Source organism: Coralloluteibacterium stylophorae (assembly GCF_018122625.2).
Classification (GTDB): domain Bacteria; phylum Pseudomonadota; class Gammaproteobacteria; order Xanthomonadales; family Xanthomonadaceae; genus Coralloluteibacterium; species Coralloluteibacterium stylophorae.
Map to the genome: position 1 here is coordinate 148,154 of NZ_JAGQFT020000004.1, position 17,421 is coordinate 165,574.

Sequence of the window (17,421 nt, forward strand, 5' to 3'; positions counted from 1 at the left end):
GTGGTGGAATGCCGGGCCGGTCAGGCGCTGGCGTCGTGCAGCACGCGGGCCATCGCCGCGGGGTCGATGGGCTTCTGCAGGTAGGACTTCGCGCCGAGGCGCAGGCACTCGGCGATGTCGTTCTCGGCGCCCAGCGAGCTCAGGATCACCACGCGCGCGGCGGGGTCGTGGGCGAGGATGTCGCGCAGCGCCTGGCGGCCGTCGCACTCGGGCATCACCAGGTCGAGCAGGACCAGCTGCGGACGCAGCCTGCGGTACTGCGCCACCGCCTCCAGGCCGTTGCCGGCCTCGCCGACCACCTCGAATCCGCAGTCGGCGAGCTGCCGCGCGGTCAGCATGCGCAGCGCGCGCGAATCGTCGCAGAGCAGGACGGTCGGTCGATCGGTCATCGCAGCGGATCCTCGGGTGGTGGGTGGACCGGCACGCGCCGTGCGGGCGCACGCGCGCGTATCCGGATTCCCGATCGGCCGCGGCGGGACGCTCTTGAGCGGCGGCGGCGCGAACTGCGATGGCGGTCACGCTCGGGCGGCGGCGCGCGGATCGGCCGGCAAGAAAAAGGGCGGGACCCGAAGGTCCCGCCCCAAGTCCGGCGGCGACTGAGCCGTGCGGCTCAGTCGCGCTCGCCGGCGGTCTCGTCGCGGGCGGCGCGGAACTCGGAGTCCCGGCCCCAGTTCGGCCAGTCGTCGGAGTTGGCGAGGTCGCGTCCGACCGCGTACAGCAGCTCCAGGTCGCGGGCCATGCCGGTGAAGGTCCAGCTCGGCTCCCATTCGTCGGCGGGCTGGTGGTAGCGCTCCTTCACGTACTCCGCATCGATCTTCTCGCCCGCGGCGACGCCGCCCTCCTCCTTGTCGTCGCCGGAGCCGAAGGAGACCGCCGGCACGCCGCGCTTGGCGAAGGGGAAGTGGTCGGAGCGGAAGAAGTAGCCGGCCTCGGGCTTGGGGTCGGTGACGTAGGCGAGCTCGCGCTCCTTGGCCGTGTCGACGAGCCGGTCGAGCAGGTCGACCCTGGCGCTGCCGGAGGTGGTGAAGTTGCGCGCCGGGCCGTGCGGATCGAGCGCGTCCATGTTGAGCACGCCGGCGGTCCTGGCCAGCGGGTACAGCGGGTTGGCGGCGTAGTACTCGGACCCGAGCAGGCCCTTCTCCTCCGCCGTCACCGCGAGGAACACCACCGATCGTTCCGGCTTCGGCGCCTGCGCGAAGGCGCGGCCGACCTCGATCAGGGCGGCGATGCCGGTGGCGTTGTCGACGGCACCGTTGTAGATGGTGTCGCCCTCGGCGTCCGGACGGCCGACGCCGAGGTGATCCCAGTGCCCGCTGTAGATCACCGTCTCGTCGGGACGCTCGCTGCCCTCGACCAGGCCGACGATGTTCTGCGAGGTGATGACCTCGGCATCGACGTCGTACTGCGCCGAGAAGGTCTGGCCCTCGAGCTCGACGGGCCTGAAGTCGCGCGTCTGCGCCTGCTTCTTCAGCGCCTCGAAATCGAGCCCGGCGTCCTTGAACAGCTGGGCGGCGACATCGCGCTGGATCCAGCCCTCCAGCTGCGGATGCGCCTCGCCCGGGCGCTCGCGCACGATGTCGAACATCGTGTTGGTGTTGGAGTTCTTGACCGTGGCCCAGCCGTAGGAGGCCGGCGCGGTCTCGTGGATCACCAGCAGGCCGGTCGCGCCCTGGCGCGCGGCTTCCTCGTACTTGTAGGTCCAGCGGCCGTAGTAGGTCATGGCCTTGCCGCCGAAGTCGCCCTCGCCGGTCTCGAAGTCGGGATCGTTGACCAGCACCAGGGCGACCTTGCCCTTCAGGTCGACACCCTTGAAGTCGTCCCAGTTCCGCTCCGGGGCGGTGACGCCGTAGCCGACGAACACCAGCGGCGCGCCGTCGATGGACACCGACTTCGAACCGTCCATCGCCGCGCGCACGGCGATCTCCTCGCCCTGGGTCAGCGTCCTGCGCTCGCCGTCGACGGTGACCGCGAGCGACGGCGTGCCGGCGATCTCCGAACGCAGCAGCGGCACCGCCTGGGTCCAGGTGCGCGCGCCGTCCTTCATCTCGCCGCCCGGCGACAGCCCGGCCGCCTTCATCTGCGCGACGACGTAGTCGACGGTCCTGGTCTCGCCGGCGGTGGCCGGGCCACGGCCCTCGAATTCGTCGGAGGACAGGGTCCTGACGATCTCGGACAGGCGCCTGGGGTCGATGTCCGGCGCGTCGGCCGCGCAGGCGGCGCCGGTCGCCAGCGCGATGGCCGCGGAAAGCAGTGACACGGAGAGACGCTTCATTCGTGGAACCCCTCACGGAAGACGGTGCGACCGGCGATGGTAGCAACCGTCGGCGTCGACGGCGCTCAGGGCTCCGGGCGCGAGAACGCGTAGCCGGCGTTGGCCACGTATTCGATCCACTCCCCCGCGCCGCCGATGCGCACGAGCTTGCGCCGCAGGCGGTGCACCAGCTGCTTGAGCGCGTCGCGGTCGGCGGCGGCGCGGTCGGACCAGACGAAACCGATCACCCGCTCCGGGTCCACCGGCCGCCCGCCATGCCCCAGCAACAGGCGCAGCAGGCGCAGTTCCAGGGTCGACAGGCGGGCGCGCTCGCCGTCGCCGAGGTGCATCTCGCTGCGGCTGCCGTCGACGACCAGGTCGCCCGCCCGCAGCACCGGATCCGCCGCGTCCTCGGCGGCGCGGCGCAGCAGCGCGCGCACCCGGGCGCGCAGCGCGCGCGGACTGAACGGCTTGCGCAGGTAGTCGTCGGCGCCGAGGTCGAGACCGCGCACCTCGTCCTCCTCGGCCGCGCGCACGGTCAGCATCATCACCGGCACGTCGCTGTCCCGGCGCAGCGCCTCGAGCACCTCGAACCCGTCGCGGCCCGGCAGGTTGACGTCCAGCACCACCAGGTCCGGCCGGTGCCGCTCGAAGCAGGCGAGCGCCGCGTCGCCGTCGAAGGCGGTGACCACCTCGTAGCCCGCCCCGGCCAGCGCGAACTGCAGCAGCGCCGCCAGCTCGACGTCGTCGTCGACCACCAGGATGCGCATCAGGCCGGCTCCAGCGGCAGCGCGATGCCGATGCGGGCGCCGCGCCCCCGGCGCGGCTCGGCCAGGACCACCGCACCGCGGTGGCGCTCGACCATGGCGCGCACGATCGCCAGGCCTAGGCCGGTCCCGCGCTGCGAGGGCTCCTGCTCCGGCGCGCGCCGGAACGGCGCGAACAGGTCGGCGCGGTCGCGCAGCGGCGGCAGGCCCTGCCCTTCGTCCTCGACCCACAGCGCGACCTCGTCCGCGCCCCAGACCAGCTCGACGCGGATCGTGCTCTGGTCGGGGGCGAACTTGTTGGCGTTGGCGAGCAGGTTCACCACCACCTGGAACAGGCGCTGGCGGTCGCCGACCAGGCGCCGCGTGGCCGCCGGCAGGTCGAGCTGGACCTGCTGGTCGCGCTGTTCGAGCAGCGGCCGCATCAGCTCGACCGCCTCGCCCACCAGCGCCGGCAGGTCCACGTCCTCGCGCCGCAGCCGCATCTCGCCGCTGTCCAGGCGCACGCTGTCGAGCAGGTTCTCGACCAGCTGCGACAGCCGCAGCACGCTGCGGTACAGCGCATCGGCCAGGCGCGCGGCGACCGCATCGCCGCCCTCGCGCACGTGCTCGCGCAGCATCTCCACCGCCGCGGTCTGCGCCGCGAGCGGGGTCTGGAACTCGTGCGACAGGTTGGCCAGGATCGCGTCGCGCATCGACTGCGCCGCCTCCGCGCCGGTCTCCTCGCGCAGGATGGCGACCTGCCGCCCGCCCGGCGGCGCGGTGCTGCGGACCACGAACGAGCGCACCCGGCCGTCCACCGCGTAGCGGCAGCGCGCCTGCGCCAGGCCCAGCCGACGCGCCTCGACAAAGGGGTCGCGCCGGCCGCCGGCGCCTGCCCCGGCCGCATCCGCGGCCGGCGGCAGCACCCGCGGGTAGGCCTGGCCCAGCACGTCGGCGGCCTCGCGACCGACCAGGGCCAGAAACGGGCGGTTGGCGTACTGGATGGTGTCGTCCTCGGCGATGGCGACGATGCCGTCGCCGACGCTCTCCAGCACGGAGTCCAGCTCCTCGCGCTGGGCGCGCTCGGTGGCGGTGGCCGCACGCAGCTGCAGGCGCATCGATTCCAGGCTGCGCGAAAGCGCCTGCGGCTCGGCCAGGTCCGCGGCCGGCACCGGCACCGCGGTGGCGAGATCGCCGGCGCCGAGCCGCTCCGCGCTGGCCGCCACCTGCGCGAAGGGCGCCGCGATGCGCCGCGCCAGCCACACCGCCGCGAGCGCGGCGGCGAGGGTCACCAGCAGGCTGCCGACGGCGAACGCGACCAGCCAGCGCATGCCCTCGGCCACCACCGCCCGGTGCGCGCGCGAGGCCACCACCAGTGCCTCGACGCCGCCGCCCGCCGCGCGCACCGGCTCGATGCGCAGGATGTCCTGCGCCCGCGAGGCGGCGGTCTCCGCGCGCGCGGTCGCCTGCACGTGGCGATAGCTGCGGCGCAGCGGGTCGTCGCCGGCCGGTGCCGCCTGCGGATCGACCAGCGCCACCTGCACGGCGCCGCCGTCGCCGAGGGCGCCCAGGGCGTCGCTTCCGAGCCGCCGCGCCACCACCACGCGCGCGTCCGCCGGCCCCTCCATCGCCTGCGGCTGCAGCAGCCAGAAGCCGCCGTCGCCGGTGCCGTGCAGGCCGGCGACATCCATGTCCGGCGGCAGGGCCGCGCCCGCCGCCGCGTACACCTCGCCGCCGCGCTCGACCCGGATCGCATCGACGCCGGCGCTGCGGCGGAAGGTCTCGACGAAGGCCGCCGCCTCGCCGCGCCGGTCCTGCCGCAGGTAGCGCTGCAGGGTCGGCCGCTCCGACAGCAGCAGCGCCACGACGCGCAGGTCGCGGCGCTGGTCCTCCAGCCGCGCCAGCCCCTCGGCCGCCGCCTGCACCACCTGGGCGCGCGCGCGGTCCTGCAGCGCGGCGCGGATGGTGCCGGCGCCGGTGGCCAGCAGCAGCGCGCACAGGAGCAGCGCCAGCCCGACGTGGCTGGCCAGCAACAGGCGGCCCAGGCGCCTCGTGCCCCGTGTCCTCATCCCGCGGTCCGTCCCCGCTCCTGCACGTATTCGATCCAGCCCTTGGCCACCAGCGTCACCAGCCCGAGCAGGGCCAGCAGCGACGCGACGGCGAAGGCGGCGGCGAAATCGTACTGGTCGTAGAGCACCTCCACGTGCAGCGGCATGGTGTTGGTCAGCCCGCGGATGTGCCCGGACACCACCGAGACCGCGCCGAACTCGCCCATCGCCCGCGCATTGCACAGCAGGACCCCGTACAGCAGGCTCCAGCGGATCGACGGCAGGGTGATGTGCCAGAACGTCGCCCAGCCGCCGGCACCGAGGGTGAACGCCGCGAGCTCCGGGTCGAGCGACTGCTCCTGCATGAACGCCACCAGCTCGCGCGCGACGAAGGGGAAGGTCACGAACAGCGTCGCCAGCACGATGCCCGGCACCGCGAACACCACCTGCACGTCGATCGCCCCGAGCAGCGGCGTGAACCAGCCCTGCGCACCGAACAGCAGCACCAGCAGCAGCCCGGCGACCACCGGCGATATCGAGAAGGGCAGGTCGATCAGGGTCACCAGGACGCTCTTGCCGCGGAAGCGGAAGCGGGTCAATGCCCAGCCGGCGGCGAGGCCGAACACGACGTTGAGCGGCACCACGATCGCGGCGACCAGCAGCGTGAGGCGGATGGCGGAGCGGCTGTCGGCATCGTCCAGGGCAGCGAAGAAGGCGCGCCAGCCGCCGGCGAAGGCCTCGCGGAACACCACGACCACCGGCACCGCCAGGAACGCGACGAGGAACAGCACCACCACGCCGATGAGCAGGCGCCGCAGCCACGGCGGGTCCTGCAGCGCTGCGGCGTCGCTGCCCGGGCTCATGCGTGCGCCCGTTCCCGGCGCCCGCTCCAGCGCTGGACCAGGTTGATCGCCAGGAGCATGGCGAAGGAGATCAGCAGCATCGCCACGGCGATCACGCTCGCGCCGACGTAGTCGAACTGCTCCAGGTGCACCACGATCAGCAGCGGCGCGATCTCCGACACGTAGGGGATGTTGCCGGCGATGAAGATCACCGACCCGTACTCGCCGATGGCGCGCGAGAACGACAGCGTGAATCCGGTGAGTGCCGCCGGCAGCACGTGGCGCAGCACCACCCAGCGCAGCACCTGTAGCCGGGTCGCTCCGAGCGACGCCGCAGCCTCCTCCAGGGAGGCATCGAGGTCGTACAGGACGGGCTGGACCGTGCGCACCACGAACGGGAGGCCGACGAAGATCAATGCCACCAGGATGCCGAGCGGGGTGAACGCCACATCCAGCCCGAGCGCCGCCAGCGGCCGGCCCAGCCAGCCGCCCGGCGCATACAGCGTGGCCAGGGCGATGCCGGCCACGGCGGTGGGCAGGGCGAAGGGCAGATCGATCATCCCGTCCAGCAGCCGTCGGCCCGGGAAGCGATAGCGCACCAGCACCCACGCGGTCAGCGTGCCGAGCACCAGGTTCGCCAGCGCTGCCGCCAGCGACAGCCCGAAACTGAGCCGGTAGGCGGCCAGTGCGCGCGGGCTGGTCGCCACCCGCCATACCTCCGCCGGATCGAGCCCGGCGACGCGGACCAGCACCGCCGCTACCGGCAGCAGCACGACCAGCCCCAGCCAGGCCGCGGTGATCCCCAGCGTGAGCCGGAAACCCGGATGCAGCGCCTGCCGCTGGCGCGGTCGCTGCCGCCTCCAGAAGCCGGTCGCCGCGACCGTCGTCACGGCGCACGCGCGGCGAAGATGGCGTCGAAGCGGCCGCCGTCGTCGAAATGCTCCGCCTGCGCCGCGCTCCAGCCGCCGAACAGCGCATCCACGGTGAACAGCTCGACGGCGGGGAAGTCGTCCGCGTGGCGCGCGAGCACCTGCGGATCGCGCGGACGGAAATGGTGCCGGGCCGCCAGCTCCTGCCCCTGCGGCGTGTACAGGTGGTCGAGGTAGGCGTGGGCCAGCGCGGTGCTGCCGCGCTGCTCGACGACCCGGTCGACGATCGCCACCGTGGGTTCGGCGAGGATGCTCAGTGGAGGACGGACGATCTCGTACTGCGCATCGCCGAACTCCTCCAGGATCAGCAGCGCCTCGTTCTCCCAGGCCAGGAGGACGTCGCCGATGCCGCGCTGCACGAAGGTGGTGGTGGCGCCGCGCGCGCCGGTGTCCAGCACCGGAACCGAGCGGAACAGGCGCGCCATGAACGCCTCGGCGGCCGCGTCGTCGCCCCCTCGGCGCAGCACCGAACCCCAGGCTGCCAGGTAGTTCCAGCGCGCGCCGCCGGAGGTCTTCGGATTGGGCGTGACCACGGCGACGCCGTCGCGGACCAGGTCCGGCCAGTCGCGGACGTCCTTCGGGTTGCCGCGCCGGACCACGAACACCACGGTCGAGGTATAGGGCGCGCTGTTGTCGGGGAATTCCGCTTGCCAGCCTGGATCGATCAGGCCGCGCTCGACCAGCGCCTCGACGTCGGGTGCCAGCGCCAGGGTGACGACATCGGCCTTGAGGCCGTCAATGACCGACCGCGCCTGCTTTCCCGAGCCGCCGTGCGACATCCGGATCGTGGGGACGGTGCCGTGTTCGTTCCGCCACGCGCTGGCAAAGTCGGCATTGAAGTCGGCGTAGAACTCGCGCGTCGGGTCGTAGCTGACGTTGAGCATCGCGTCGGCGCCCGCGCTGGAATCCGTCGCCGGTGGTTGCGGCTGGCCGCCGCAGCCACCGCCAGCGAGGACGATGAGGACCGCCGCGACAGCGCATCGCGCCGGGGGAAGGATTTGTGTCATGCAGGCGTTCTCCGGGAGGCTTCTGGATCGGTGAGCGGGTGCAGGCGCGCCTCCGCGAACGCCGCGGCGGAACCGAGCCCAAGGTCGAACTCGTCCGGCTGCACCAGGAGCCAGCTCCAGCGCCCGGCCAGGGCATGGATCCAGCTGCGCTGGCGCCGGCCGAGGCCGGCGCGCGAGCCGAGATCCAGGATCACGAGCTCCGACTCGTCGTCGAAGGGGGCGCAGCCGGCCTCGACCCCATCGATGTCGGACTGGACCGAGAAAGGCACGCGGCGCAGCGACAGCGCCTCGCGCCACGGCGGCGCCGGCGTGCCCGGGCCCGCCGGCCGGTCGTACAGGTCCCGCACCTGGATCTCGGCGTTCGCACGCTCGGCGACTTCCGCGGGCAGCTCGAGGTCCGGCTGCGCACCGCCGAACGCGCGCAGCAGCACGGTCCAGCGCCCACCGTCGCTCAGCGGCGCACCGCGCAGCCCGGCCAGCAGGACGTGGCGCAGGTCGTGTCGACGCAGCAGCGGCAGCAGCGCATCGGCGTCGGCGAGGTCCGGGGCGATCACCAGCAGGTCATAGCGCTCGCCGTCGAGGTGGGCGGCCGCCGCGCTCCAGACATCGAGCCCGAGGCCCTCGCTGTCGACGAGCTTGAGGTCGCCGCCGAACGCCTGCCGGTAGTGGTCGAGCCGCTGGCGCAGGAGACCGTCGCCGACCACGCCTCCCAGCAGCGTGAGCTGGACATGGCTGTGCTCGCCCCACCCGAGCAGGGTCTCGACCAGCGTGCGACCTGCCGCACTCGCACCGGCCATTACCAGCACCCGCAGGTCCGGCTGCGACACCGGGTGCAGCGCCTTGGCCGCCACCACCACCGGATCGCCGGGCTGCAGCGGCAGCAGGCCGCTCTCCTCGGCCGAGCGCAGGGCCTCGATACGGTGCCGCGGCGCCTGCCCTTGGCCGGGCACGGCGCCGCCGATGTCGAGGTAGACGCGTTCGCTGGCGCCGAGATACTCGACGCGCTCCACCCGGGCCGCACATACCAGCTGGCCCGGCGAGAGATCGGGCGCGCGGCCGGGCTCGTCCAGCCAGAGGTCCTCCGGCCGCAGCAGCACCTTCACCCGGCGCGGGATCGCATCTGCGCTCGCCGGCTCGCCGTCGAGGCGCACACGCACGCCGCGCGCGGTCAGTTCGCCGGGCAGCAGGTTGGCGCGCCCGACGAAGCCCGCGACGAACTCGCTGCGCGGCGTGCGGTACAGCCGCTCCGGGCTGCCCTGCTCCAGCAGGCGGCCCCGGTGCAGCACCATGATCCGGTCGGCGACAGCGAAGGCCTCCTCCTGGTCGTGGGTGACGAACACTGCGGTCGTGCCGAGGCGCTTGAGCAGTTCGCGCAACCCCTGCCTGAGGTCCTGACGGATCCGCGCATCCAGGGCCCCGAATGGTTCGTCCAACAGCAGCAGGCGGGGCTGGTGCGCCAGGGCACGGGCGAGCGCGGTGCGCTGGCGCTGCCCGCCCGAGAGCTGGGCGGGAAACTTGCGTCCGCTGCCACCCAGGCCGACCAGGTCGAGGAGCTCGTCGCGACGCTGCCGCCGGCGCAGACGGGCGACGCCACGCACGCGCAGCGCGAACTCGACGTTGTCGGCCACGCTCAGGTGCTCGAACAGCGCGTAGTTCTGGAACACGAAGCCCAGGTCGCGCGCCTGCGGGGGCAGCGCCGTCACATCGCGGCCGTCGACCACCACTCCGCCGGCATCGACCGCGACCAGTCCGGCGATCGCGCGCAGGATGGTGCTCTTGCCGCTGCCGCTGGGCCCGAGCAGGGCCACCAGTTCGCCGTCGTCCACGCGGAAGCTGACGTCGTGCACGATCGCGCGATCTGCGTAACGCTTGCTGAGGTGGAGCACGTCCAGCGACATCGCCAGCCATCTGCGGGAGGATGGGCCAGCATCCCCCGTTGCGGTCACGCGGTCAGTCGTGGCGCGGTGACGCAGCGGTTACGGCATGCGTCCGGCGCAGCACCGCACCGGGGCGTTCAGCCCGGCACCGGGCCCGGCAGGGCCTCCCCCGGCCAGGCCCTGCGGCGCACGCCGGCCGCCTCGCGGGCGATGCCGCGCACCTGCCCGAGCGGCCGGCCGTAGCCGCTGCGCGCGCTGTAGTCGCGGCGCGGCACCGCGGCGTCGATGGCCTCGGTGCGCAGCGCCTCGGCGCAGACCAGGTCGAGCGCGGCGACGCCGGCCACCGCGGCCAGCGCGACCGCGGCCTGCCCGCGCTGCGGGTTGTCGGGGCCCAGGCTCGCGCCGAGGGTGCCGATGTCGAGCGCGTCGCCGGCGATGCGCGCCTGCACCCAGGGCCGCTTCCGCTGCGCGCAGAGGATGCCGATGCCGGTGGCGACCTCGCGGGCGCCGCAGGCGCGCACCAGCGCCTCGCCGCCGCGCACGCCGAGCGAGCGTGCGAACCAGCCCGGCGCCGCGAGTTCGGCGAGCCCCAGGCCGATGCTGAACCAGCCGAGGCCGTTGGCCAGCGCGCGGGTGTTGTCGCCGCGCGGCTTGAAAGTGGCGAGGTTGGCTTTCATGGCGGCGCCTCTAGGGCTTGAGCACGACCTTGATGCAGCTGTCGTGCTTGTCGCGGAAGGTCCTGTACATCTCCGGCCCCGCCTCCAGTCCCATGGTGTGGGTGATGACGAAGGACGGATCGATCTCGCCCTCCTGGATGCGGCGCAGCAGGTCGTCGGTCCAGCGGTTCACGTGGGTCTGGCCCATGCGGAAGGTCAGCCCCTTGTTCATCGCCGCGCCGAACGGGATCTTGTCGAGCAGGCCGCCGTAGACGCCCGGGATGGAGAGCACGCCCGCGGGCCGGCAGACGTAGATCATCTCGCGCAGCACGTGCGGGCGGTCGGTCTCGAGCATCATCGCCTGCTTGATGCGGTCGTAGACGCTGTCGATCGAGCGGGTGGCGTGCGACTCCAGCCCCACCGCGTCGATGCACTTCTCCGGGCCCTTGCCGCGGGTCAGTTCCTGCAGGCGCTCGACCACGCTCTCATGGTCGAAGTCGATGGTGATCGCGCCGCCGGCCTCGGCCATCGCCAGGCGCTCGGGCACGTTGTCGATGCAGGCCACCTGCCTGGCGCCGATCATCACCGCGGCCCGCACCGCGAACTGTCCGACCGGCCCCGCGCCCCACACGGCGACGGTATCGGTCGGCTCGATCTCGCACTGCGCCGCCGCCTGCCAGCCGGTCGGGAAGATGTCGCCGAGGAACAGCACCTGCTCGTCGGTCAGTCCGTCCGGCACCTTCACCGCGCTGGCGTCGGCATAGGGCACGCGCACGTACTCGGCCTGACCGCCGGCGTAGCCGCCGGTGAGGTGGGTGTAGCCGAAGAGCCCGGCGGTGGTGTGGCCGAAGACCTTGTCGGCCACGTCCTTGTTGCGGTTGGAGCGCTCGCACACCGAGTAGTTGCCGCGCCGGCACTGCTCGCACTCGCCGCAGATGATGGTGAAGGGGATCACCACGCGTTCGCCGACCTTGAGCCGGCGGTTGCCGGAGCCGACCTCGACGACCTCGCCCATGAATTCGTGGCCGAGGATGTCGCCGCTCTTCATGCCCGGCATGAAGCCGTCGTAGAGGTGCAGGTCGGAGCCGCAGATCGCGCAGCTGGAGACCTTGATGATGGCGTCGCGCGGATCCTCGATGACCGGATCCGGCACCGTGTCGTAGCGGATGTCGTGCTTGCCGTGGTAGCAGAGCGCCTTCATGCCGGCCAGCTCCTTGGGACGGCGCAGCACCGGCCGCATGGGCGGCTTCGGGATGCGCGGGCGGGGAGTCCGGACTCTCCGCGGAGGCGATGAAACGGCGGTGAAGCGGATGTCGTGCCGGTGCATGCACGCGGCCGTGCGCGCGCCCGTGCATAAGGTGGCCGCAGTCGTTCGCCGCGCCCCTGGCGCCGTGCATCGGATGAGCCTCGATCCCTACAAGACGGTCCTGCTGCTGGTCGGATTGATGCTGCTCGGCGCGGCATGGCTGCCGCACCTGCTGCGCCGGCGGATGCTGTCGTTTCCGATCGTCTACGTGGCGATGGGCTGGCTGCTCTACCAGCTGCCGATCCCGCTGCCGGACCCCGATCCGGTCCGCAACCGGGTGCTCACCGAGCGGCTCACCGAGCTGGTGATCCTGATCGCGCTCGTCGGCGCCGGCCTGCGCCTGGACACGCCGCCCGGGCTGCGCCGCTGGGGCATCACCTGGCGCCTGCTCGGCATCGCCATGCCGCTGACGATCGCGGTCGCCGCATTGCTCGGCCACGTCCTGGTCGGCCTCGGCGCGGCCTCGGCGATGCTGCTGGCGGCGGTGCTGGCGCCGACCGATCCGGTGCTCGCCGCCGACGTGCAGGTCGGCCCGCCCGGCAAGGGCGAGGAGGACCGGGTGCGCTTCGGCCTGACCTCCGAGGCCGGGCTCAACGACGGCCTGGGCTTTCCCTTCACCTGGCTCGCCCTGGCGATCGCGGCCGCCGCCACCGGCGACCCGGGCTGGAGCGGGATGGGCTGGTTCCTGGAGTGGCTGACGCTGGACCTGCTCTACCGCACGGCCGCCGGCGCACTGGTCGGCTATGGCGTGGGCTACCTGCTGATGGTCCTGATCTTCCGGGTCGGGCGCGAGGGCACGCTGACCCGGACCCAGGAGGGCTTCGTCGCGGTGGCGATCACCCTCTGCGTCTACGGCCTCGCCGAACTCGTCGGCGGCTACGGCTTCCTGGCGGTGTTCGTGGCAGCGGTCGCCATCCGCCAGTACGAGCGCAACCACACCTACCACGAGACGCTCGACCTGTTCGCCCAGCAGTGCGAGCGGCTCCTGATGACCGCGCTGCTGCTGCTGTTCGGCGGCGCACTCGCGCGCGGGCTGCTCGATGCGCTGAGCTGGCAGGCGGCGCTGTTCGGCGTGGTCTTCGTGCTGCTGGTGCGGCCGCTGTCGGGACTGCTGTCGCTGCTCGGCTCGCGCGCCAACTGGCGCGAGCGGCTGGCGATCAGCGCCTTCGGCGTGCGCGGCGTGGGCTCCTTCTACTACCTCGCCTTCGCCTTCAACCATGCCGCCTTCACCGGCCGCGAGGAGATGTGGGCGACGGTCGGCTTCGTGGTGCTGATGTCGATCCTGCTGCACGGCGCGGCCGCCACGCCGGTGATGAACCTGCTCGACAGCGCCCGCGACGGTCGCCGTCGCGGCGACCGCCATGCGGAGCCGCGCCGGATCAGCGAATCCGATTCCTGAGCAGGGGCGCCGCGCCGCTCAGCCGCCGGCTCCCGCCTCCGCGCGGGCGTAGCGGCGGGTGAGCACTCCGCTGCTGAGCCCGTGCGCGAACACCGAAGCGGTGATCGCGAGCGAGCCGATCGCCATCACCCGACGGTCGTGCAGGTGCCGCATCGCGAGCAGCACGTAGAACATCGACGACACGCCCATGGGCCCGAACCAGCCCAGGAAGGCGCGCTCGCGCGGCGCCCGCGCACCGCGGACCGCGCCCAGTAGCGGCCACAGCGGCAGCGGCCGCCGGAGCAGCAGGACCGCCAGCGCACGCAGCCGCCCGCGGTCGAAGCGCAGGGCGGCGCCGATCAGCGCCACCGCCAGCGACACGCGCGCGAGCTGTTCGAGGATGCCGTCGCCGCGCTCACCCGGCGGCAGCGTGACCAGGTCGAGCCCGGCCGGGCCGAGCGCGATGCCGACGACGAAGGCCACCACCGGCAGCGTGGCCGCGTGCTTGAGCGGGCGCGCGACGAACGCGAACAGCAGCAGGGCGGCGCCGATGCAGGCCAGCAGGATGTTGAAGGCGGTCGCGTCCACGGCGGTCCCGCGGGATTGGATTCGACCCCTGCGCAGTGTGCGCGGCCCGGGTGAGTGCAGCGCGATGCGTGCCGAAGCGACGGGACGATAGCCCGGCACGCCACCATTGTTGCGAATGCTTCTCGTTAGTCGCAGAATCCGCCGGCCCCGGCGTCCGCGTGGGGAACGGCCACGGCGCTGCGCGCGGGAATGGCCACGACGTGGACACCCAGGGCGCCTCCGCCACGCATCCGCTCAGCTCCGAGGCCACCGGTCCGCCGCGTCCGCGCGCGCGGAGACGCCTTTCCCTTGCCCAGGACCACCTTCCATGGCCTACATCAAGAGCCGCAAGCACGCCCTCGCCGCGCCCACCCTCGGCGCCGCCACCCTCCTCACCGGCCTGGCCATCGCCGCGCCGGGCGTCGCCGCCGAGGCCGACGCCGCCGACGGCAGCCGCGCGGCACGGCTCGACCAGGTCGAGGTCCGCGGCGAGCGGGTCAAGCTCTACGGCGCGGAGGAGGTCGACTCGCCGAAGTTCAGCCAGCCGCTGCTCGACACCACCCAGACCATCAGCGTGATCGGCAAGGACCTGTTCAACGAGCAGGGGGCGACCACGCTCACCGAGGCGCTGCGCAACAGCCCCGGCGTCGGCACCTTCTACGTCGGCGAGAACGGCAACACGACGACCGGCGACGCGATCTACATGCGCGGCTTCGATTCGTCCAGCAGCATCTACGTCGACGGCGTGCGCGACGCCGGGTCGATCTCGCGCGACGTGTTCAATCTCGAGCAGGTCGAGGTGGCCAAGGGCCCGGCCGGCACCGACTACGGCCGCACCGCCCCCACCGGCGCGATCAACCTGGTGACCAAGCAGCCGTTCCTGCGCGATGCCAGCCAGGCCCTGCTCTCGGTCGGCACCGACGACGAGAGGCGCGTCGCCGCCGACTTCAACAAGACGCTCAACGCGGGCGCCGCGTTCCGCCTCAACCTCGTCGCCCAGGACAGCGGCGTACCCGGCCGCGACGAGGTGGAGAACGCGCGCTGGGGCGTCGCGCCCTCGCTCGCCTTCGGCCTCGACGGCGCGACCCAGGTCTACCTCAACCTGCTCCACGTCGACCAGGACAACGTGCCCGACGGCGGCGTGCCGACCATCGGCCTGCCCGGCTATTCGACCCCGGATCCGCTGCGCCCGGAGATCGGCACCGCGCCGCGCGTGGACGAGGAGAACTTCTACGGCACCACCGCCGACCACGACGACGTCACCGCCGACATGGCGACCGTGCGCGTCGAGCACGCCTTCTCCGACGACGCCTGGCTGCGCAACACCACGCGCTGGGGCCGCAACGAGCAGGACTACATGCTGACCGCCTTCATGGGCGGCGCCGGCAACCTGGTGACGCCGGACCTCGCGGATCCCTCGACCTGGACGATCACCCGCAACCTGCCGACGTACAAGGACCAGACCAACACCATCCTCACCAACCAGACCAACCTGAGCGTGCACGTGGATGCCGGCGGCATCCGGCACGACATCAGCACCGGCCTGGAGCTGACCCGCGAGGAGCTCGAGACGCATGGCCAGTCCGCCCTCAACGGCAGCGCCTGGCCGGACGCGAACCTCTACGATCCGGACCCGGACGTCACCGGCCTGGAATGGAGCCGCAACGGCGCCGGCAGCGAGGGCGAGACCCGCACCGCCGCGCTCTACCTGTTCGACACCCTGACCTTCAGCGAGCGCTGGGAAGTCAACGGCGGCGTGCGCGTCGACCGCTACGAGACCGAATACGCCAGCAGCGTGGTCTGCGGCGGCCGCGGCGCGCCGCCCTGCGGCGACCTGCCGGCAGGCAGCATCGTCCCCGGCGTCGATGCCGAGGACGACGACACGCTGTTCAACTGGAAGCTGGGCGCGCTCTACAAGCCGGCGGCCAACGGCAGCATCTACGCCAACTACGCCATCTCGCAGCAGCCGCCCGGCGGCAGCAGCCTCGAGCTCAGCTCGTCCGCCAACAACCTCAACAATCCCGTGTTCGATCCGCAGAAGGCCAAGACCGCCGAGATCGGCACCAAGTGGAACCTCTCCGGCGACGACCTGCTGCTGACCGCCGCGCTCTACGACACCCGCGTCACCAACGAGATCGTGCAGGACCCGATCGACCTCACCTACTACCAGAACGGCGAGAAGCGCGTGCGCGGCGTCGAGCTGGGCGCGGTCGGCAGGATCACCGAGGCATGGTCGGTGTCGGCCGGCTTCACGGTGATGGACACCGAGGTGGTCGAAGGCGCCGACGTCACCGCGGACGGATCCAGCGACCTCACCTACACGCCGGACCGCGCCTTCACCGCGTGGACCACCTACGCCTTCGCCAACGGCTTCACCATCGGCGGCGGCGCGCGCTACTCCGGCGAGATGAAGCGCGGCTCCGACGGCGCGGTCGGTACGCCCGCCTACACCGAGGACTACTGGGTGTTCGACGCCGTGGCCAGCTATGCGTTCAACCCCAACCTCGAGCTGCGCTTGAACGTCGACAACCTCTTCGACGAGGACTACGTCGCCGCGATCAACAAGAGCGGCTACCGTTACACGCCGGGGCAGCCGCGCTCGGCGCTGCTGACGGCGAACATCCACTTCTGATCCACCGCGGCGCGCGCCGCACCGGCACGCCCCGCCGCGGCGGGGCGTCGTCGCATCCGGAGACCGACGATGCTGCTGCACATCCCCGGGATCCTGGGCCGCGAGGAGCTGGACCGGTTCCGCCACGCGCTGGCCCGGGCCGACTGGACCGACGGCCGCGAGACCGTCGGCGCCCAGGGCGCGCAGGTCAAGCGCAACCTGCAGCTGCCGGAGGACTCGGCGGTGCGCCGGGAGCTGGGCGCGCACGTGCTCGCCGCGCTCGCGCGCAGCCCGCTCTACCATGCCGCCGCCCTGCCCGCGCGGACCCTGCCGCCGCGCTTCAACCGCTACGAGGGCGGTGGGCACTACGGTTTCCACGTCGATGGCGCGGTCATGGCCACGGCCGACGGCCGGCAGCTGCGCAGCGACGTGTCCTGCACCCTGTTCCTGGCCGATCCGGACGAGTACGACGGCGGCGCGCTGATCGTCCACGACACCTACGGCGAGCACGAGGTCAAGCTGCCGGCCGGCGACCTGGTGGTGTATCCCTCCAGCAGCCTGCACCGGGTCGAGCCGGTGACCCGCGGCGCGCGGCTGGCGGCGTTCTTCTGGGTGCAGAGCCTGGTCCGCGACGACGCACGGCGGCAGATGCTGTTCGAGCTCGACGCCGCGATCCAGGCGCTGACCGCCAGCGGCGCCGACCGCGACGCCCTGCTGCGCCTGACCGGCGTCTATCACAACCTCCTGCGGCAGTGGGCCGAGACCTGAGCGGCGCCTGCGCCGGCCGCGGCGCTGTGGTACACCGGTGTCATCCCACCGCCACGGCCTGCCGCCATGGATTCCGACCTGCCCCTGCACGTGGTCGAGAGCGAGACCGCGATCGCGATCGAACAGCCCGGCCCGCACGAGGGCGACGGCACCACCACCGCCTATCCCTTCTTCGCCGACGCGCCCGGTTTCGACCTGGTCTTCCGCAAGCGCGCCCTGCACCCGGGGGCGAGCATCGGCGTGCACCGCAACGACAAGGACGAGATCTACTACGTGCTCAGCGGCGAGGGCGAGCTGACCACCGAGGACCGCACCCGCGTCGTCGGCCCCGGCACCGCGATCCTCACCCGCGCAGGCGGCACCCACGGACTGCGCCAGCGCGGCGCCGACGACCTGGTGATCTTCATCGTCTACCGCCGCCCGCAGCAGGACTGA

At 72.6% G+C, this 17,421-nt stretch carries 15 protein-coding genes; 4 read left to right on the forward strand and 11 right to left on the reverse strand.

Annotated features, from left to right (window positions below; translation table 11 throughout):
• Window positions 1-20: 20 nt before the first annotated feature.
• From KB893_RS07410 to KB893_RS07455, 10 genes are all read right to left on the reverse strand, one after another.
• Window positions 21-389, reverse strand: a complete 369-nt coding sequence (locus KB893_RS07410; RefSeq protein WP_211925317.1) for a response regulator — start codon at window positions 387-389, stop codon at window positions 21-23.
• Window positions 390-610: 221 nt separating this feature from the next.
• Window positions 611-2,272 carry a M28 family metallopeptidase gene (locus tag KB893_RS07415; RefSeq protein ID WP_211925316.1) on the reverse strand — a complete coding sequence of 554 codons (1,662 nt, stop codon included), beginning with the start codon at window positions 2,270-2,272 and terminating at the stop codon, window positions 611-613.
• Window positions 2,273-2,337: 65 nt separating this feature from the next.
• Window positions 2,338-3,021, reverse strand: coding sequence for a response regulator transcription factor (locus KB893_RS07420; RefSeq protein WP_211925315.1), 684 nt, complete (start codon window positions 3,019-3,021; stop codon window positions 2,338-2,340).
• Window positions 3,021-5,066 (reverse strand): sensor histidine kinase, encoded by a 2,046-nt coding sequence (locus KB893_RS07425; RefSeq protein ID WP_211925314.1) that lies wholly within the window; start codon window positions 5,064-5,066, stop codon window positions 3,021-3,023. Before KB893_RS07425 ends, KB893_RS07420 begins: the two co-directional genes overlap by 1 nt.
• Window positions 5,063-5,908, reverse strand: coding sequence for a sulfate ABC transporter permease subunit CysW (cysW, locus tag KB893_RS07430; protein ID WP_211925313.1), 846 nt, complete (start codon window positions 5,906-5,908; stop codon window positions 5,063-5,065). Before cysW ends, KB893_RS07425 begins: the two co-directional genes overlap by 4 nt.
• Window positions 5,905-6,777 carry a sulfate ABC transporter permease subunit CysT gene (cysT, locus tag KB893_RS07435; protein WP_338026897.1) on the reverse strand — a complete coding sequence of 291 codons (873 nt, stop codon included), beginning with the start codon at window positions 6,775-6,777 and terminating at the stop codon, window positions 5,905-5,907. Before cysT ends, cysW begins: the two co-directional genes overlap by 4 nt.
• Complete coding sequence (locus KB893_RS07440; protein WP_211925312.1) at window positions 6,774-7,823, reverse strand: sulfate ABC transporter substrate-binding protein; 1,050 nt, start codon at window positions 7,821-7,823, stop codon at window positions 6,774-6,776. The genes cysT and KB893_RS07440 overlap by 4 nt, the downstream gene beginning before the upstream one ends.
• The gene (locus KB893_RS07445) at window positions 7,820-9,721 is read right to left on the reverse strand and encodes an ABC transporter ATP-binding protein (RefSeq protein WP_211925311.1); all 1,902 of its coding nucleotides are present in this window, start codon (window positions 9,719-9,721) and stop codon (window positions 7,820-7,822) included. Before KB893_RS07445 ends, KB893_RS07440 begins: the two co-directional genes overlap by 4 nt.
• A gap of 116 nt (window positions 9,722-9,837) precedes the next feature.
• The gene (locus KB893_RS07450; RefSeq protein WP_211925310.1) at window positions 9,838-10,377 is read right to left on the reverse strand and encodes a hypothetical protein; all 540 of its coding nucleotides are present in this window, start codon (window positions 10,375-10,377) and stop codon (window positions 9,838-9,840) included.
• 10 nt (window positions 10,378-10,387) lie between these two features.
• Window positions 10,388-11,596, reverse strand: a complete 1,209-nt coding sequence (locus KB893_RS07455; RefSeq protein ID WP_246505495.1) for a zinc-dependent alcohol dehydrogenase — start codon at window positions 11,594-11,596, stop codon at window positions 10,388-10,390.
• A 160-nt stretch (window positions 11,597-11,756) separates the two neighbouring features.
• Here KB893_RS07455 and KB893_RS07460 point away from each other — a divergent pair, with 160 nt between their 5' ends.
• A complete protein-coding gene (locus KB893_RS07460) occupies window positions 11,757-13,061 on the forward strand; it encodes a cation:proton antiporter (RefSeq protein WP_211925309.1) in 1,305 nt (434 codons plus the stop codon).
• An 18-nt stretch (window positions 13,062-13,079) separates the two neighbouring features.
• On the opposite strand, the gene KB893_RS07465 is transcribed toward KB893_RS07460, so the two are convergent.
• Complete coding sequence (locus KB893_RS07465) at window positions 13,080-13,628, reverse strand: hypothetical protein (protein WP_211925308.1); 549 nt, start codon at window positions 13,626-13,628, stop codon at window positions 13,080-13,082.
• A gap of 307 nt (window positions 13,629-13,935) precedes the next feature.
• On the opposite strand from KB893_RS07465, the gene KB893_RS07470 reads away from it, so the two are divergent.
• The 3 genes from KB893_RS07470 to KB893_RS07480 all read left to right on the forward strand — a co-directional run bounded on the left by KB893_RS07470 (window position 13,936) and on the right by KB893_RS07480 (window position 17,421).
• Complete coding sequence (locus KB893_RS07470) at window positions 13,936-16,239, forward strand: catecholate siderophore receptor Fiu (protein WP_213173592.1); 2,304 nt, start codon at window positions 13,936-13,938, stop codon at window positions 16,237-16,239.
• 69 nt (window positions 16,240-16,308) lie between these two features.
• Complete coding sequence (locus KB893_RS07475) at window positions 16,309-16,986, forward strand: Fe2+-dependent dioxygenase (protein WP_211925829.1); 678 nt, start codon at window positions 16,309-16,311, stop codon at window positions 16,984-16,986.
• 66 nt (window positions 16,987-17,052) lie between these two features.
• Complete coding sequence (locus KB893_RS07480) at window positions 17,053-17,421, forward strand: cupin domain-containing protein (RefSeq protein ID WP_211925828.1); 369 nt, start codon at window positions 17,053-17,055, stop codon at window positions 17,419-17,421.